Origin of the sequence: Sphingobium sp. SA2 (genome assembly GCF_032227065.1) — a bacterium.
In the GTDB taxonomy this organism is placed as follows: domain Bacteria; phylum Pseudomonadota; class Alphaproteobacteria; order Sphingomonadales; family Sphingomonadaceae; genus Sphingobium.
The window spans coordinates 681,404-696,510 of the sequence record NZ_JAPMXX010000001.1 but is presented as its reverse complement, the minus strand read 5'-3'; the positions used below and the strand labels follow the sequence as shown (position 1 = coordinate 696,510).

17 protein-coding genes are annotated in these 15,107 nt (G+C 61.2%); 11 read left to right on the top strand and 6 right to left on the bottom strand.

Annotated elements, in window-relative coordinates:
- The first annotated feature begins 80 nt into the window (after positions 1-80).
- The 10 genes from OVY48_RS03515 to OVY48_RS03470 all read left to right on the top strand — a co-directional run bounded on the left by OVY48_RS03515 (position 81) and on the right by OVY48_RS03470 (position 7,587).
- A complete protein-coding gene (locus OVY48_RS03515) occupies positions 81-1,169 on the top strand; it encodes a catalase family protein (RefSeq protein ID WP_066764021.1) in 1,089 nt (362 codons plus the stop codon).
- A gap of 40 nt (positions 1,170-1,209) precedes the next feature.
- The gene (locus OVY48_RS03510; protein ID WP_004207013.1) at positions 1,210-1,821 is read left to right on the top strand and encodes a hypothetical protein; all 612 of its coding nucleotides are present in this window, start codon (positions 1,210-1,212) and stop codon (positions 1,819-1,821) included.
- A gap of 3 nt (positions 1,822-1,824) precedes the next feature.
- Positions 1,825-3,192, top strand: coding sequence for a peroxidase (locus OVY48_RS03505; RefSeq protein WP_313921857.1), 1,368 nt, complete (start codon positions 1,825-1,827; stop codon positions 3,190-3,192).
- Positions 3,193-3,316: 124 nt separating this feature from the next.
- Positions 3,317-3,655 carry a hypothetical protein gene (locus tag OVY48_RS03500; RefSeq protein WP_017503244.1) on the top strand — a complete coding sequence of 113 codons (339 nt, stop codon included), beginning with the start codon at positions 3,317-3,319 and terminating at the stop codon, positions 3,653-3,655.
- Positions 3,656-3,677: 22 nt separating this feature from the next.
- Positions 3,678-4,019 carry an MFS transporter gene (locus OVY48_RS03495; protein ID WP_017503245.1) on the top strand — a complete coding sequence of 114 codons (342 nt, stop codon included), beginning with the start codon at positions 3,678-3,680 and terminating at the stop codon, positions 4,017-4,019.
- A gap of 20 nt (positions 4,020-4,039) precedes the next feature.
- On the top strand, positions 4,040-4,474 hold the full coding sequence (locus tag OVY48_RS03490; protein WP_025290603.1) for a hypothetical protein: 435 nt from the start codon (positions 4,040-4,042) through the stop codon (positions 4,472-4,474).
- A gap of 238 nt (positions 4,475-4,712) precedes the next feature.
- Entirely contained in the window at positions 4,713-5,165 is a 453-nt protein-coding gene (gene tnpA / locus OVY48_RS03485) for an IS66-like element accessory protein TnpA (RefSeq protein ID WP_104959618.1), read from the top strand.
- Positions 5,162-5,518, top strand: coding sequence for an IS66 family insertion sequence element accessory protein TnpB (gene tnpB / locus OVY48_RS03480; RefSeq protein WP_313921856.1), 357 nt, complete (start codon positions 5,162-5,164; stop codon positions 5,516-5,518). Before tnpA ends, tnpB begins: the two co-directional genes overlap by 4 nt.
- A 31-nt stretch (positions 5,519-5,549) precedes the next feature.
- Positions 5,550-7,073: an IS66 family transposase gene (tnpC, locus tag OVY48_RS03475; RefSeq protein WP_313921855.1), complete on the top strand. Its 1,524-nt coding sequence runs from the start codon at positions 5,550-5,552 to the stop codon at positions 7,071-7,073.
- Between the two features lie 40 nt (positions 7,074-7,113).
- Complete coding sequence (locus OVY48_RS03470) at positions 7,114-7,587, top strand: SMI1/KNR4 family protein (RefSeq protein ID WP_313921854.1); 474 nt, start codon at positions 7,114-7,116, stop codon at positions 7,585-7,587.
- Between the two features lie 62 nt (positions 7,588-7,649).
- Here the strand turns inward: OVY48_RS03470 and OVY48_RS03465 are convergent, their stop codons facing one another.
- From OVY48_RS03465 to OVY48_RS03440, 6 genes are all read right to left on the bottom strand, one after another.
- Positions 7,650-7,985 carry a BrnA antitoxin family protein gene (locus OVY48_RS03465; protein ID WP_004206995.1) on the bottom strand — a complete coding sequence of 112 codons (336 nt, stop codon included), beginning with the start codon at positions 7,983-7,985 and terminating at the stop codon, positions 7,650-7,652.
- The gene (locus OVY48_RS03460) at positions 7,966-8,265 is read right to left on the bottom strand and encodes a BrnT family toxin (RefSeq protein WP_228221671.1); all 300 of its coding nucleotides are present in this window, start codon (positions 8,263-8,265) and stop codon (positions 7,966-7,968) included. The genes OVY48_RS03465 and OVY48_RS03460 overlap by 20 nt, the downstream gene beginning before the upstream one ends.
- A gap of 36 nt (positions 8,266-8,301) precedes the next feature.
- Positions 8,302-8,889, bottom strand: coding sequence for a recombinase family protein (locus tag OVY48_RS03455; RefSeq protein ID WP_037474513.1), 588 nt, complete (start codon positions 8,887-8,889; stop codon positions 8,302-8,304).
- A 429-nt stretch (positions 8,890-9,318) separates the two neighbouring features.
- A complete protein-coding gene (locus OVY48_RS03450; protein ID WP_004207001.1) occupies positions 9,319-9,720 on the bottom strand; it encodes a DUF2147 domain-containing protein in 402 nt (133 codons plus the stop codon).
- Positions 9,721-9,732: 12 nt separating this feature from the next.
- On the bottom strand, positions 9,733-11,109 hold the full coding sequence (locus OVY48_RS03445) for a GMC oxidoreductase (RefSeq protein WP_313921853.1): 1,377 nt from the start codon (positions 11,107-11,109) through the stop codon (positions 9,733-9,735).
- Positions 11,110-11,113: 4 nt separating this feature from the next.
- On the bottom strand, positions 11,114-12,544 hold the full coding sequence (locus tag OVY48_RS03440; RefSeq protein WP_037474520.1) for an aldehyde dehydrogenase family protein: 1,431 nt from the start codon (positions 12,542-12,544) through the stop codon (positions 11,114-11,116).
- A gap of 89 nt (positions 12,545-12,633) precedes the next feature.
- Between OVY48_RS03440 and OVY48_RS03435 the strand changes: the two genes are divergently transcribed.
- Positions 12,634-15,051, top strand: a complete 2,418-nt coding sequence (locus tag OVY48_RS03435) for a helix-turn-helix transcriptional regulator (RefSeq protein ID WP_037474523.1) — start codon at positions 12,634-12,636, stop codon at positions 15,049-15,051.
- Positions 15,052-15,107: the final 56 nt, after the last annotated feature.

Genomic DNA, 15,107 nt, shown 5'->3' with positions numbered 1-15,107 from the left:
ACCCATGTCGGCGTTCACCGTAAAACCAGATATCACCTGATATCTCGAATGCAACGAAAATCCGGTTCGAAGGATCGCCCTTGGCTGAGACCTATATCCCCTACTCCACCAGCGTCGAAGTGCTCGGCGAAGACGAGGAGCGGCTCACCGCCGAAATCCTCGAAATCATGGCGAGCACCAACCGCAAGGCGTTCGAGCGCCATCGGCATGCGGTGCGCGACGCCCATGCCAAGAGCCACGGGTTCCTGAAGGGCGAACTCGTCGTCCCGGAACTGCCGGAGCATCTGCGCCAGGGGCTTTTCGCTCGCCCGGCCACCTATTCCGTGGTGATCCGCCTCTCATCAGCGCCCGGAGATATCCACTCGGACACCATCCCCGCCCCACGCGGCATGGCGATCAAGGTCATCGGCGTGGAGGGAGAGCGGCTTCTGCCCGACGACCAGGGCCGCAATCAGGATTTCCTGCTGGTCAACATACCGGTCTTGAGCTTCGGCACGATCGGCAAATATCGCCAGCTCATTGGCCTTCTGGAGAAGAATGCGCAGAACCCCGCCTTCCTCCAACGCGCCATGGCCGGGGTGGCGCGTGGCGTGGAAGCCGCGGTCGAAGCGGTCGGCGTCGAGCCCGGCGCGACGCTGCGCGGGCTCGCGCGCGACAACGACCATCTGCTCGGCGAGACCTATCACTCGATGGCGGCGATCCGCTTTGGCGATCACATCGCCAAGATCAGCGCCGCGCCGCTTTCCGACAATGTCCGCGCGCTCACCGGCAAGGACGTCGGCACAGTGGAGGATTCCACGATGCGCGATCTGGTTGTCGAGCATTTCCGCGACCAGGGTGCTGAGTATCAACTGCGCGCCCAACTTTGCGCTGATCTCGACAAGATGCCTGTCGAGGACGCGGCGGTGCTCTGGCCCGAAGAGCTGTCGCCACACCAGCCGATCGCCACGCTGCGCATCCCGCCGCAGGACGCCTATTCGCCGGCGCGGCGGGTCTATGGCGATGACGTGCTGTCGTTCAATCCCTGGCACGGTATCCGCGAGCACCAGCCGCTCGGATCGATCATGCGGGTGCGCATCGCCGCCTATGAGCGATCCACCCGCTACCGCCATGAGATGAACGCGCAGCCGCGTGTCGAGCCGACAAACATCGACGCCATCCCGGACTGACGCACCGATCGACACACGAAATCACGAAAGGAGGCCAGTCATGGCCGAGACCGAAGAAAACCCGCAGATCGACGAAACCCGCCTTCAGGCCATCCGGCGGCGGATCGAGGAAGTGGCCGGCGACGCGCCGCAGCTCGCCAAGCTCGCGCTCGAGCAGATGGTGACGAAGCACAATCCCGACCTCAAGGGCACGGCCGGCTCGGCCGGTCGCGTCGGCGCGCAGTCCGGCAATGTCTCCGAGCTCACCGCCATCGCCAACCTCAAGCCGGGCGGCGCGGACCGGCTGAAACGCATCTTCGGACTCGTGAACGGCAATTTCGACGGGGCGCAGAAGGTCGGCACCCTGCACAACATGCGGTTCGTCTTCTTCGACAACGACACCCGCATCCTGTTCGCCACCGCCTATGACGGCGACTGGGACACCTATATCAACGACTTCGCCACCAAGATCCCTGACCTGATGGATTTGCTCTTCGCCTCGGTCGAAGGCTGGCCGGGCATCGCGAGCCCGAAGGTCAAGGATTTCATCGCCGAACATCAGATCACCGCCGCCGGATGGTTCGTCGCCAACCCGCAGGTCACGGTCGTCGACGTGCGTCGGCTTCAGCGGATGGAACATGCCGTCAACGAATTCCTGGACAAGGTGGGCTGAGCGATGACGATCCTTCAAAAGCTGAAAGAGCGCTTCTCGAGGGACAGCGTTACGCTCGACCTGCACGATATCCAGGCGCTGATCCTGCGAAGCCGGCCGGAGCCCTATGTCGGCATCCATGCGATGCTCCATTTCGACGAGGCCGAGGGCGCGCGCGCTTTGCTGGGCCGGCTCGCGCCCCATATCGCATCCGCCGACAACTGGAACGAGGATCTCGATTTCTGGATAGGCGCTGCACTCAGCTTCGAGGGACTAAAGGCGCTCGGCGTTCCTGAAGCGCAGCTCAAGACATTCCCGCTCCCCTTTCAGCAGGGCATGGCGGCGCGCTCGGAGCAGCTCCGCGACTTAGGACCCAACGCGCCGGAAAACTGGGAGGACGTGTTCAAGCCGGGCAACTGCCATCTCGCGCTGACCATCTACGCGGTCGACGATGCGGAGCTCGACAAGGCGCTGGCGACCGCGCGAACCGAACTCGACCAGAGCAGCGGCGTCACCTTGATCGGCGAGCATCGCTTCGGCGCGCCGGACGGCGCGAAAAACCCGTTCGGCTTCCGGGATTCGATCTCCCAGCCCGCCGTCGAAGGCAGCGGCGTCGATCCGCTGCCCGGCGAGGAACGCGCGATCAAGGCGGGCGAGTTCATCCTTGGATACGAGAGCGAGAACGGCCAGCCGCTCGGCATGCCTGAACCTGCGGCGCTGGGAAAGAACGGCACCTTCGTCGTCCTGCGCAAGTACAACAGCCGGGTCGGCTGCTTCAACGCCTTCCTCAAGGCCCATGGCGAGACGGCGGAGGACCGCGAACGTCTTGCCGCCAAGATGTTCGGTCGCTGGCGGTCAGGCGCTCCACTGACGTTGTCGCCGGATCATGACGACCCGGACCTCGGCGCCGATCCGCAGCGCAACAACGACTTCAATTTCAAGGACGACCCCAAAGGCCGCGTCGTGCCGCTCGGCTGTCATATGCGCCGGCTCAATCCCCGCGATTCCGAGCTGACACTGCTCACCGACGTCAACATTCACCGCATCATCCGCCGTTCCTCGACTTTCGGGCCGGTTTATTCCGAGGATGTGGCGCCGAAAGACGATGCCAAAGGCGATCGCGGCCTGTTCTTCATCTTCATAAGCGCGCGCGCTTACGACACGATCGAGTTCATGCAGCAGGAATGGATCAACCGCGGCAATTTCGTCGACCTCGGCGAGGAGCGCGATCCAATCGTTGGTCTGCATGAGGAGGACGGCCGGTTCACGATCCCGCAGGCGCCTGCGCGCAAGCGCATCGACGGTGTGCAGACCTTCAATGTCATGAAGGGAGGCGAATATCTGTTCATGCCAAGCCTATCGGCGCTTAAGTGGTTGGCAGAACGACGCTAAAGCTATTCACCTGATTGTCGGTTGAGATTTGAAGTGTGCAGAGTGACCCGGAAAGTGCGGGGCTGTGCGGAAGGTTAAGTGAGTGGGAGTTGAGTTTCGGCAAGGCTGGGGATGGTTGGTCCTTGTGGCGCTTACGATTTCGACGACCGGCGATGAAATCACGTTGCTGACGTTGATGTTCCGCACTGCCGAGAACGCATCCGGCTATGCGGTGCCGACGCTGCTGACCGCGGAGCTGCTACCCGGTCTGATCGCCGCACCCTGGGCGGGCCGCTTGATCGACCGCCGGGAGGCGGCCCGCATTCTGGTCATGGTGTCAGTTCTGCAAGCGGGCGTGATAGCATTTATCGCCTATTATCCCATGTTCACGCTCGCCGGGGCCGCGCTGTTGAGCGTGCTGTTCACGATCAGCAGCGCCGCAACATTCGCGTTGATTCCAGTGCTGGCGAGCGGCTTGGAATGACCTCGCACTCGCCAATTCCCTTATGGAAATGGTTCGCAGCCTTGGAATGCTCGCTGGTCCAGTCGCTGGGGGCGTACTGGTGGGATGGATCGGATCGCGCAATGCGCTTTTAGCCGATGCCGCCAGTTTTGCCCTTTTGGCCCTCGTCGTGATGGCGAGCAGGCTTCGCCGCAAGCCACAACGGGACGATCAGGAGGAAGAGACCCTGTTCGCGGACTACCTGCCGCTGCTCCGCAATCGACGGTTGATGGTGGTTACGGGTGCGCTCAGCCTCGAAGTGTTTGCGACCGCCATAGCCGACGTTGCTTTCGTGTTTCTCGTGATGGTGACGCTGGGAGCGGGCCGACCGCGTTTGGAATGCTGACGGCACTATGGGCGGTTGGGATGTTGATCGGCGCTGGGCTGGCCGAAAGGGTTATTGGCCATAGGGTCGGACTGGCGGCGTTCGGCACGGCCGCTGTCATGGGCGCGACCATGCTGTGGATCGGCCTTGCGCCGATCGGGCTGGCAATCGTTGCCGTCGCCTTCATCCTAGGCGGCGGCGCAAACAGCATCCACAACGTCGCTGTCCGAACCTTGTTCCAGTCGGAATGCCCGCCCGCCGATCATGGCAAGGTCGCCGCGATCTATGGTGCGGTGACACGCACCGCCGTAATCGGCGGCTATGTTGCTGGCGGCTTCTTTTTTGTGCCGAATGATGCGCCAACCGCCTATCTCGTGGGCGGCCTGCTGGGCGTTGTCGCGGGCTTAGTCGGATGGCGGATATTCAATCGTAGATGGAGCGCAGCACCAATCAAAGCATCGACGCGCCAAGATTGACCTGATTGTCGTGCCCCTCCGCTAACGGCTATACCAATCAGGTGGCGTGATTGAGGCGCGGTGCGGAACGGACACGATAGCGACGCCCTAACGATGTAAGGCAGAAAATATATGACCTTTCAGTTTGATCCATCATTCGATGCAGAATCACTGTAAGCGGTGTCCTGCCCCCACCTTGCGCAGTTGAAGCGCAGCGTTGAGTTTCCTGGCCCTGAACGGGCTGGAGAGCGCTGCTACTATGATAGTCTCGGGTGATGATCCTGTGAGCAAAGGCGCGCATCGGTTTGAGGTGTTCACGGGCGCCGGCAAGCGGCGGGATTGGCCGCCGGAAGTGAAGGCCTCGATTGTCGCGGAGTGTTATACCGGCCGCGAAGGCGTCAGTGCCGTGGCGCGTCGGCATGGACTGGATCCCTCGCAAGTTTACGCGTGGCGGCGGGATTTGCGCAAGCAGCTCGAGGCCGAGGGGGTAATCGTACCGCCGACGGAACCGGGAGCGCCGTCGTTTGTGCCCGCCGTGGTCGAACCGAGCGTGGCGGCGGATACTGTTGCCAAGCGTCGCCCTCGTCGCCGACGCCGCGCGACCGAAGCCGCCGTAGAGTTGGAGATCGATGGTGTCGCTGTGAAGATCGGCCGCGGCGCTGACGCGGGCACGATTACCGCGGTGATCGAAGCGCTCAGGACGCCCCGGTGATCGGACCTGGCGCCGGGGCGCGCGTGATGGTGGCGACACGACCTGTGGATTTTCGCAAGGGTGCGGATTCGCTCGCGGCGCTGGTCGGCGCCGAGTACGGCGGCGATCCCTATTCGGGGGTGATCTACGTGTTCCGGGCCAAGCGCGCAGACCGGATCAAGCTGGTGTGGTGGGACGGCACCGGCCTGTGCCTGATGGCCAAGAAGCTGGAGAGCGGCGGGTTCAAGTGGCCGGGCATCCAGGACGGCGTGATGCGCGTGACGGCGGCGCAACTTGGCGCTTTGCTGGAAGGTCTGGACTGGCGCCGGGTGCATGGCGGACGTCGCCCCATTGCCCCGCAGATTGCTGGTTGACGGGGCATTCTTCTGCTGATTCACTACTGTCATGCTGATGGAAGCGGACCTTCCCGATGACGTCGAAGCGCTGCGTGCGCTTATCCGCGAACAGGCCCGCGAACTCGATGCGCTCAAGGTTTTCCAGGCTGAGGTCGAGCGCCTGAAGGCGATTATAGAGGCCCTCCAGCGTCACCGTTTCGGTCGTCGCTCGGAGCAGCTGGATCCCGACCAGCTTCAGCTTGCCCTGGAGGAAGTCGAGACGGCCTTGGCCGAGGCGGAGCACGCGCACGACAAGGCAAGCCGGAGGCAAGCCGCTCGTCCGCGCAAGACCAACCGCGGTTCACTGCCGGCTCATCTCGAACGGATCGAGCAAGTCGTCGACGTCGAGGACAAGGCCTGTCCGTGCTGCGGCGACGCGCTCCACCAGATCGGCGAGGACGTGGCCGAGCGCCTCGACGTCGTGCCCACCACTTTCCGCGTCCTCGTCACCCGCCGGCCGCGCTACGGCTGTCGTTCGTGCGAGAGCGCAGTCGTTCAGGCCCCGGCACCAGCACGGATCGTCGAGGGCGGTATTCCCACCGAGGCGCTGATCGCCCAGGTGCTCGTCGCCAAGTACGCCGATCACCTGCCGCTCTACCGGCAGGCCCAGATCTACGCCCGGCAAGGCATCCAGCTTGATCGATCCACCCTGGCTGACTGGGTGGGTCGGGCAGCCTGGTATCTGCGCCCCTTGCGTGATCACATCCTCGAACGGCTTCGACGATCCGAACGGCTGTTCGCGGACGAGACGACTGCGCCGGTGCTCGATCCGGGGCGTGGGCGGACCAAGACCGGCCAGCTATGGGCCTATGCCCGCGACGACCGACCTTGGGGCGCCGATGATCCGCCGATGGTCGCCTATGTCTATGCGGCCGATCGCAGGGGCGAACGGGCAGAAGCGCATCTCGGCGATTTTGCAGGTATCCTGCAGGTCGATGGCTATGGCGGCTATGCCGCGCTCGCCAGGCGTCGTCAGCAGATCAGCCTTGCCTTTTGCTGGGCACACGTCCGGCGCAAGTTCTACGAGCTGGCCGACAGCTCTCCGGTGGCAACGGAAGTGCTGCGTCGCGTCGCCTTGCTCTATGCCATCGAAGATGAGGTGCGAGGATCATCGGCGGAGCAACGCCGGGCTGTACGCCACGACCGCAGCCGCATCATCGTCGATGACCTTCGCCAATATCTCGATGCCCGCAATCGCCAGGTCAGCGCCAAGAGCAAGATCGGCGAAGCGATCCGCTATGCGCTCAACCGCTGGGATGGCCTGTCGCGCTTCCTGGACGATGGTCGCATCGACCTCGACAGCAACACCGTCGAACGCTCTATCCGCCCCCTCGCGCTCAATCGGAAGAATGCGCTGTTCGCCGGCTCCGATGAAGGCGGCGACAACTGGGCGGTGATCGCCACGCTCATCGAGAACTGCAAACTCTCCGGCACCAACCCGAATATCTGGCTGACCGAAACCCTCACCAGCCTGGCCAATGGTCATCCCGCAAACAGCGTCGGCGACCTCATGCCATGGAGTGCCGTGGGCTGAAAACACCGCTTACGAATCACTCCACATGCCGGGAGATTCTTTGATCGAATTAGACCAGATAGAGAGTTCATTAAGAATATTGCTGCCGTCTGAGCTTCGTGATTTATTTATTGAATTCGGATCAGCGATAGTTTTCAATAAGGATGTTGAATTTCCTGCGGAAAAATGCGCCTATTCCGATGATTCAGGAAGAATTGGCGTTTCAGTTATATATGGCCCTGTTGACGGAAGCTTAGGAATAATTCGCATAAACGAACAATTATCCATGCAGATTCCAAAAACATCTGTGGTTTTTGCGGAAATCGGTCTGGGTAATATGCTGTTAATTGACAGAATTGATGGAAAGATATCCGTATGGCTGCACGATGAAGCTCTGCCTTCTAGGGCGATAACCCCCGTATACGACAGCTTTCATGACTTTATCGATGCACTGGTAGCCTTCGATCCTCCTCCCCTGCCCAGTTTAAAGGAATTGGGATTGGACTTGAAAGCGATGGGGATAGAAGAGGAGTAGCTAGAGGTTACGGTTCGGCGCTGACGGAAACCATACGATAACCGATAGCCTAACTATCTAAATTAACGTGGCTTTTCCTGCCTTCTGGCGGTCGCCAGCATCTCACGGCGAAGTATGGCGTTCATGCGGGCTTGGTAGCCCTTACCCTGCGATTTGAGCCAGGCGAGCACATCAGCATCAAGGCGTGCCGTCACCTGCTGCTTGATGGGCTTATAGAAGCGCCCACGCTGCCCGTTCCGCCAGAAATCCTCTGTCAGCGCCGGAGAGTCGCTATAGTCGATCCCGCTATCCGGCATCGCCTGCAGGGCATCCAGTTCGGCCTGTTGCGCTTCGGTCAACGGCGGCAGATTGTCCGGATCGAGTTGGAAACGGACGGTATCAGCGTCTTTCTTCTTCATAACGTCGCCTTTCCGTTCGATCGGCCTTTCGAGCCGAAATGATATGAATGATCTCTACATACTCGCCGTCATCGTCTTGCTCGACGACAGTGTGGGCCACGAGGAGGAGCAGATGCCCTTCCACGAGGCCCAAGGTTTGCCATCGTCGCTCGCCACCTTCGATCCGATCCTGATCGCTCAGCGCGAAAGGATCTGTGAACGCACGAGTAGCGATCGCAAAGCTGACGCCGTGCTTCTTCAGATTGCTCTCGGCTTTGGCCGGGTGCCAGGAGAAGCGCATGGATGGCATTACGGAAATATAATTATGTTTTTGTCGTTACGCAAGGCGCGGCGGTTTGAGCCATCCGGCCCGCGCGAGCGTATCTGCGAGGGTCGATCGGGGCACGTTGAACGTGCGGCTGATCGACGACTTGCTAGCGCCACCGGCAAGGGCGGCGGTGATCTGATCGAGCTTTTCCGCATCGATCGTTCGCGGGCGGCCACCGCAGCGCCCGCGCCGTCTGGCGGCCGCAAGGCCTGCCATGATGCGCTCGCGCGTCAATGCCCGTTCATACTGGGCCAGCGCGCCGAACAGCGAAAACAGCAGCTCGCCATGCGGCGTTCCCGTGTCCATCTGCTCGGTCAATGACCGGAATGACACGTCACGCTCCCTGAGATCGGTCAGGATCGACAGCAAATGCGGCAGGGAGCGGCCGAGCCGATCCAGTTTCCACACGACCAGCGTATCGCCGGCTGCGAGATATTCGAGGCAGGCCCGCAGGCTCGCCCGGTCCTCGCGAGCGCCGGATGCCTTGTCGGAATAGAGATGCCGGCTATCGACGCCGGCTGCGATCAGCGCATCGCGCTGAAGATCGACCGATTGCCGGTCATCTGTGGAAGAGACGCGCATGTAGCCTATAAGCATGTCGGAAAACCCCTGATAGCTTGTTGTGGGACAGTCCTCCTTTCCGGCAGAGTTTATCGGACGCTACGGATTTTGGGCGTGCGTAGATTGCTGGAATTTCCGGGGGGATGCCTGCTAGCGGCGGAATGGGTCGTCGGGCGCATCAGGCGGGGCGCTTATCGTGTGATTTCCATTAGGTTAATCTGTTCGTGCAGCCGCTGCCGCAGCGGACCGTCTTCTGGCCGCGACGATCAATAACGGATTATCCGCCTGCTTACGCTGACCAAGTCGCATGCCCGTCGCCGAATTGATCCCGTGGCGGCTGCACACATCGCTGTCGCCATGCCCGCTTCCTGCTCCGCGCCTCTTCAATTTATCGTAGAAGCTTTTGATGTGTCTTATTAAAATCCTTGGCTTGCCGCTCTCGGTCAGACGATGATTGGACGGATTTCAGTTCACTTTCGTCCATATCTGCGATTTGCACATGATCCGCCCTGTCAGGCACCCCTTTCCCTCCATCCGCCGATCGTCGAGCGTGGTGATTGTTCCAGAGAAGGTTTGGCCGATGTCGGGTACAAAAACACTGCCGCGCCACACGCCCTTCTTTTCAGGAACAAAATCGCGAAACAGGATCAGACCTACCAGATCGTTTGTCCCGCCGCGCCGCGCATCCGCCTTGGCTTTGTCACTTGCCCAGACCACGACCCCGCACATTCTGCTTCCGCACGGCTGGGCTCGCACATGTACGCTGTCCTGCGGATTCTTCCACACTCCGAAAGAAGCGCGCTGTGCCTCGACGGACGCAGATGCTGCAAGTAGCAGCATGGCTGCCAATACGAAACTGAACCTCATCGCCATTCTTCCTCAAGGCCGGATCATCATTTGCGCGACATTTTCCGCGATCGCCATGGTAGGCGCGTTAGTGTTGCCCGACACGATCGACGGCATGATCGATGCATCGACCACGCGCAAACCGTCAATGCCACGTACACGGGCTGCCGGATCGACCACGGATGCCGAGTCACTGCCCATGCGGCATGTTCCTACCGGATGATAGATTGTTTCAGCGCGCGCGCGGATGTCGTCGATCAGAGCCTCGTCGGTCTGGACCGCGGGTCCCGGTCGCACCTCCTCGCGCAAGTGACGGGCGAGCGCCGGCGCATGAAGGAGCTTGCGGGCTAGCTTCGCGCCATTCAGCAAGACGCCCACATCATCGGGATGACTGAGATAATTGCCCTCTATGCGCGGATGAGCCGTGGGATCGGCGATCTTGAGCCCGATCCTGCCGCGGCTCTTCGGTAGAAGGTCGCAGACATGCACGGTCATTCCGTAGCCGAAGGCTGTCTTGCGGCCATGGTCACGCAGGATCGCCGGCAGGAAATGGAATTGAAGATTGGGCCGCTCCCGGCCGGCGTCGGATTTGAGGAAAGCGCCGCCCTCCGAGGCATTTGACGTCAATTCGCCTTCATGATGAAGGAAATAGCTCCATGCGCCGCGTATCGCACGAGGCAGGAAACTGGGCGCCACCCCAAATCCTTCGCGATCGGCCGTGGTTGCCACAGCCGTATAGTCGTCCTTGAACAGTATCCGTTCGACGAGGCCGTTCGTTTCGATGGCGAGATTCTTGCGCGAGCGAGCCGGATCGAGAAACGCTCGCGCCGTGCTGAACCGTTGCCCGTCTTTCTGGGTCACCTGATAGACACCAAAGCCTTCCTGGCTCACGCCATTGAAGTCGGGATTTCGCGGGTAGTGCAGTTCCACCCCAGCTTCGACGAAGTCTTCCGTAAGTGGGTTCACTCGCCCAAGATTGGAGACGCAAAGTGGCCCGGCATTGCCATGATGCTCGTCGTGGATAGCCTGATTGTTTTCGAGCGCGATAAAAAGCTCGCGCATGCGCGGCCAGTCCCAGTCAGCTCCGGCGGCCGCCCCCCAGCCCTCATAGTCCGCCCGATCGCCGCGAATGTAGACCATTGCATTGATCGAGCTGCTGCCACCCAGCGTCTTGCCGCGCGGCCAATAGAGCCGCCGGTTGTTAAGGTGAGGCTCGACTTCGGTCTCACAGTTCCAGTTCACCCATCCCGTGCGGGCAATGACGCCGACGCCAAGCGGCATGTGAATGAAGGGATTGCGATCGCGCGGCCCCGCCTCGATGAGGCAGACAGCTTTATCCGAATCAGCAGAAAGGCGGTTGGCCATGACGCAGCCGGCCGAGCCGCCGCCAATGATGATATAGTCGTACATGGATTTACCCCAGAAAGCGTTTGGCAAGTCGGATCAGACGCGCTGCCCGGCCCGAATAGGGAGGAAAGACGAGAGGCAGAGCGGAGAAGCGGTTCTGGAGAACGGCGCGCTCATGACTGAAAGTCCGGAACCCGTGATGGCCATGTGCCGCCCCGATCCCGGAATTGTTCACACCGCCGAACGGCAGATGATCGTGGACGTATTGGACGATGGTAAGGTTGACGCCTGCACTGCCGGAAGTCGTGGCCGCCAGGATATGATCCACTCTCGCCCGGTCACGATCGAACACATAAAGCGCCAGCGGCTTGGGTCTTGCGTTGATCCGACCGATCACGGTTTCAATGTCATCATAGGTCAGGACCGGCAGGACGGGACCGAATATCTCCTCATGGTCGATCGCCGCCTCGGGAGCGATCGCCTCCAGCACTGTGGGCGCCAGCGCCCTTCCCTGCCTTTCGCCGCCGACAATGATCCGCCCGCCCGTGGCCAGGGCATCCGCAATCAGGCCCCCCAGTCTGTCCGCATGGCGATCATTGACGATCCTTGCGAGATAGGGGCTCGTCATGCCCGAACCATAAGCGGCGGCGATCCGGCGGCGCAGCGCTTCCACGAACCGGTCGCGGATCGAAGCGTGGACGAACACATGATCGGGCGCGATGCAGGTTTGACCGGCATTGGAGAATTTGCCGAAGGCGATCCAACTGGCGGCCGTCTCTATGTCGGCATCCGGTCCCACGATCGTGGGCGACTTGCCACCCAGTTCCAGCGTAACGGAGGTCAGGTGGCGGGAGGCTGCCTGCATTACGACTTTCCCGACCTCGGGGCTGCCGGTGAAGAAGATATGATCGAAGGGCAGCGCGAGCAGGGCCTGAGACATCTCCTTCCCGCCGAGGGCGACGGTAACCAAGTCTGGCGGAAATGTGTCGGCGATCAGCCGCGCGATGACGCCCGAGGTAGCAGGTGTCATCTCCGAAGGCTTCAGGATAGCGCTGTTGCCGGCAGCAAGGCAGGAGACAAGCGGCCCCAGGCAGAGATTGAATGGGTAATTCCAGGGCGCGATGATAAGGCACACGCCGCGTGGCTGCGGCACGATCCGTCCGGCCGTGCCGAAACCGATCAATGTCGGTCCGACATGGACTGGCCGCATCCATCGGCGCAGATTACGACGGCTGTGGCGGATTTCCTGCATGACCGGAAGAATTTCCGTCAGAAACACTTCGGCCTCCGGCTTGCCGAAGTCGGTCGCCATGGCCTGGACGATCTCCCCTTCGAACTTTCGTATGGCAGCCGCGAGGCGCGCCAGCGCAGCGCGTCTTTCAGCAAGGCCAAAGCGCATCCGGCGCTCGTCCGACATTGCCTTTTGCGCGGTGAAGAGCATTTCCACCGGGCGGCCATCACAGGGTTCCTGCGAAATCGAATGGCTCTCTTCAATCATTTCATTCTCGTCGAAAACATGACCTTCGCGCGAGTCTTACGAGCGCAAAAGCAATAGGGAACTACACGAACATGTAGTATCGACCCGGCATGGGCCTGGGAACCGAATGGACTCCAACGCTGCTTTCGCGACTGGCGGAAACGGCACTTCGCCGTGTGGAATTGACCGCGCGCGTCAGCCTGCTGCGCGCACCTTGCGGCTACGGCAAATCGGCGACGCTCGCGGCCGGTTGGAAGGAGGCGGCGGACACTGGTCGCCCGGCGCTTTGGGCAAGTCTTGCAAGCGACGACACAAAGAAGGGCACCCTGCGTCGCCTCGCCTTTCAGGCCGGAACCGCCGCGGACATCGAGTCCATTCTCCAATGGATATGGCATCAGGACAGGCCCGGGATTATTTGCCTCGATGATGTTCAGGAAGCGCCGCATCTCGAAACGCTGACAAGAGACATGATGGATGCTCTTCCCGATGATTGGCGAGCGGTCCTTGCAACCTCCGCCCCCTGGGGATTTGGCGTCCTCAACGCTGACTGGCAGGAAGTCGGCCCCGATGCCCTGGCCTGCCGCGCCCAGGATCTGAAGGAATTGATCCGGGTCCCTTCAGCCCTCGACCGGATCATATCGGACACACAGGGTTGGCCCGCATTGTGCCGCATCGCGGGCCGTGTATCCCACCGGATGCAGCCACTGCATTTATGGCCCGAGATCATCTGTTATCTCGATCAGATGGTGTTGGCGCCCTTATCGCCCGCTCTGCGCACATGGCTGAAAAAGGCGGCATTAATCGCTCCCCTCGATGCCGAAAGCCACGATTTTGCCCTGCGCGTCCACGACGGCGCGCAATGGATCGCACGTGCGCAACGCGAATGCCTCCTATTGAGGCCGGACAGTGACGGAATGTTTGCGCTCAATCCGGCGCTGCGACACCATCTTGCCTTGAGCGGACAGTCGCAGCTTCGTTCCTCTCCAAGCCATCTTCTAAAACATGCGGCTTTTCATCACTGGCGCGCCGGCCGGCCAGCGCAAACGATAGCGCTTTCGCTGCGGGCCGGCGATCCGGCCTGGGCGCGGGGGCTGGGCGGTGAGATCGTCATGGATGTCGCCCTGCGACAAGGCCGTATCGATGAGTTGGCCCATTGGCTCGAGGGCGTGCCCGACACAGCGTTGCTGACCAATCCCATGGCTGGCCTGGGAAAGATATGGGCCCTTTCCTTCCAGCAGCAGCATGCAGGGGCGACGCACCTTTTGAAGTTGCTGTCACGCACGGATGCGCATGAGGAATTGCTGACGCTGCTCGGTGCGACGACAGCGGCGCTGAGGGACGATGTCGTCCGGGCGGAAATGCTCTGCCGGCAATGGCTCGAGCTGCACGCCCGGGAAAATCCGATGATGAAGGCCTCCGCCCTGGCCTGCCTCGCGAGCATCGTGGCGAGCCAGTCGAACGCGGCCGAGTTCGCGGCACTACGTCCCCTACTGGATCAAGCCTGTGCCCTGGCCGATCAGGGCTTTGCCCGCGACTGGGCAAAGATTGCCGAAGTGCTGCTCCTGCTGACGCAGGGGCAGATCATTCCCGCACGAAATAGGATCGACGCGCATCTGACGGATATGGTCTCCCCGGTCGCCGAGCAGACGCTGAAAACATTGCGCCTCGCTGTGCTGGCCGAAAGCGGCGTGCCTCTGGCAGAACTGGAATGGCCGTTGCTTTTCTGCGACCAGATCGTCGACGTCCGCATTCATACGGCACGGGCCATATTACGGGCCGCTCGTCTGGCCGGAGATGCGGACCTCTGCGAAAAAATCCTGACCGAACTGGACGTGAAAGCCGTACGCGACCACATGCCGCGACTGCAACTCATGGCCGATATCCTGACTGCGGAACATGAAATCGCGTCGGGTCGATCGGTCACCATCCCCAATATTCCCAGGAACGACGCCATCACTTCGGCTCACCTCGCCATTGCGGACGTCGAGTGCATGCTTCTGTCTGCGACGCGGGCGCTTGCCGACGGGAAGGATCACCTCGCGCGCCAATTGACGGACCGTATCCTGGCCCGCATCCGCAGGGCAGGATGGCAACATATCATACTCAAAACCCTCATGCTGCGTTCGGTGCTGCATCTACGTAAAGAGGCGCTGCAACTTTCCATACGGTCAGCGGAAGAGGCCTCGGAAATTCGCGACAGCACAGGACTGAAGGAAACAGCGCGGGAGTTCCGGAATATCCTGGAGCATATTCACGCGGGATGGGCCGTAAAGGCGAGGTTTGATCGGTCCGCAGCACAACATCACTTGCCGAGTTCACAACATACCGAAGGATCCGACCTGTCTCGCCGCCAACTCCATATCCTCGGCCTGGCGCGGGATGGTCTTACGAGCGCGGAGATCGCCAACATATTGGGTATCGGCGAAGATGGCGTAAAATGGCATTTTCGCGCGATCTTCAAGTGTCTCGCTGTCAACAGGCGCACCCAGGCCGTCGCCACGGCGATACAGCGCGGTCTCCTTCACTAAACGATCTCCCACGTCACAAATAGAGGCAGGCATGCTGTTGCGCGGCCTCCCGCAAG

Excerpts from the sequence above, each read along its gene's own strand:
- OVY48_RS03450 (WP_004207001.1), bottom strand. The coding sequence starts at position 9,720 with ATGAGGTTCAGTTTCGTATTGGCAGCCATGCTGCTACTTGCAGCATCT.
- OVY48_RS03465 (WP_004206995.1), bottom strand. The coding sequence starts at position 7,985 with ATGAAGAAGAAAGACGCTGATACCGTCCGTTTCCAACTCGATCCGGAC.
- OVY48_RS03495 (WP_017503245.1), top strand. The coding sequence starts at position 3,678 with ATGGAAATGGTTCGCAGCCTTGGAATGCTCGCTGGTCCAGTCGCTGGG.
- tnpA (WP_104959618.1), top strand. The coding sequence starts at position 4,713 with ATGATAGTCTCGGGTGATGATCCTGTGAGCAAAGGCGCGCATCGGTTT.
- tnpC (WP_313921855.1), top strand. The coding sequence starts at position 5,550 with ATGCTGATGGAAGCGGACCTTCCCGATGACGTCGAAGCGCTGCGTGCG.
- OVY48_RS03490 (WP_025290603.1), top strand. The coding sequence starts at position 4,040 with ATGTTGATCGGCGCTGGGCTGGCCGAAAGGGTTATTGGCCATAGGGTC.
- OVY48_RS03460 (WP_228221671.1), bottom strand. The coding sequence starts at position 8,265 with ATGCGCTTCTCCTGGCACCCGGCCAAAGCCGAGAGCAATCTGAAGAAG.
- OVY48_RS03455 (WP_037474513.1), bottom strand. The coding sequence starts at position 8,889 with ATGCTTATAGGCTACATGCGCGTCTCTTCCACAGATGACCGGCAATCG.
- OVY48_RS03445 (WP_313921853.1), bottom strand. The coding sequence starts at position 11,109 with ATGTACGACTATATCATCATTGGCGGCGGCTCGGCCGGCTGCGTCATG.
- OVY48_RS03435 (WP_037474523.1), top strand. The coding sequence starts at position 12,634 with ATGGGCCTGGGAACCGAATGGACTCCAACGCTGCTTTCGCGACTGGCG.
- OVY48_RS03440 (WP_037474520.1), bottom strand. The coding sequence starts at position 12,544 with ATGATTGAAGAGAGCCATTCGATTTCGCAGGAACCCTGTGATGGCCGC.
- OVY48_RS03510 (WP_004207013.1), top strand. The coding sequence starts at position 1,210 with ATGGCCGAGACCGAAGAAAACCCGCAGATCGACGAAACCCGCCTTCAG.
- OVY48_RS03505 (WP_313921857.1), top strand. The coding sequence starts at position 1,825 with ATGACGATCCTTCAAAAGCTGAAAGAGCGCTTCTCGAGGGACAGCGTT.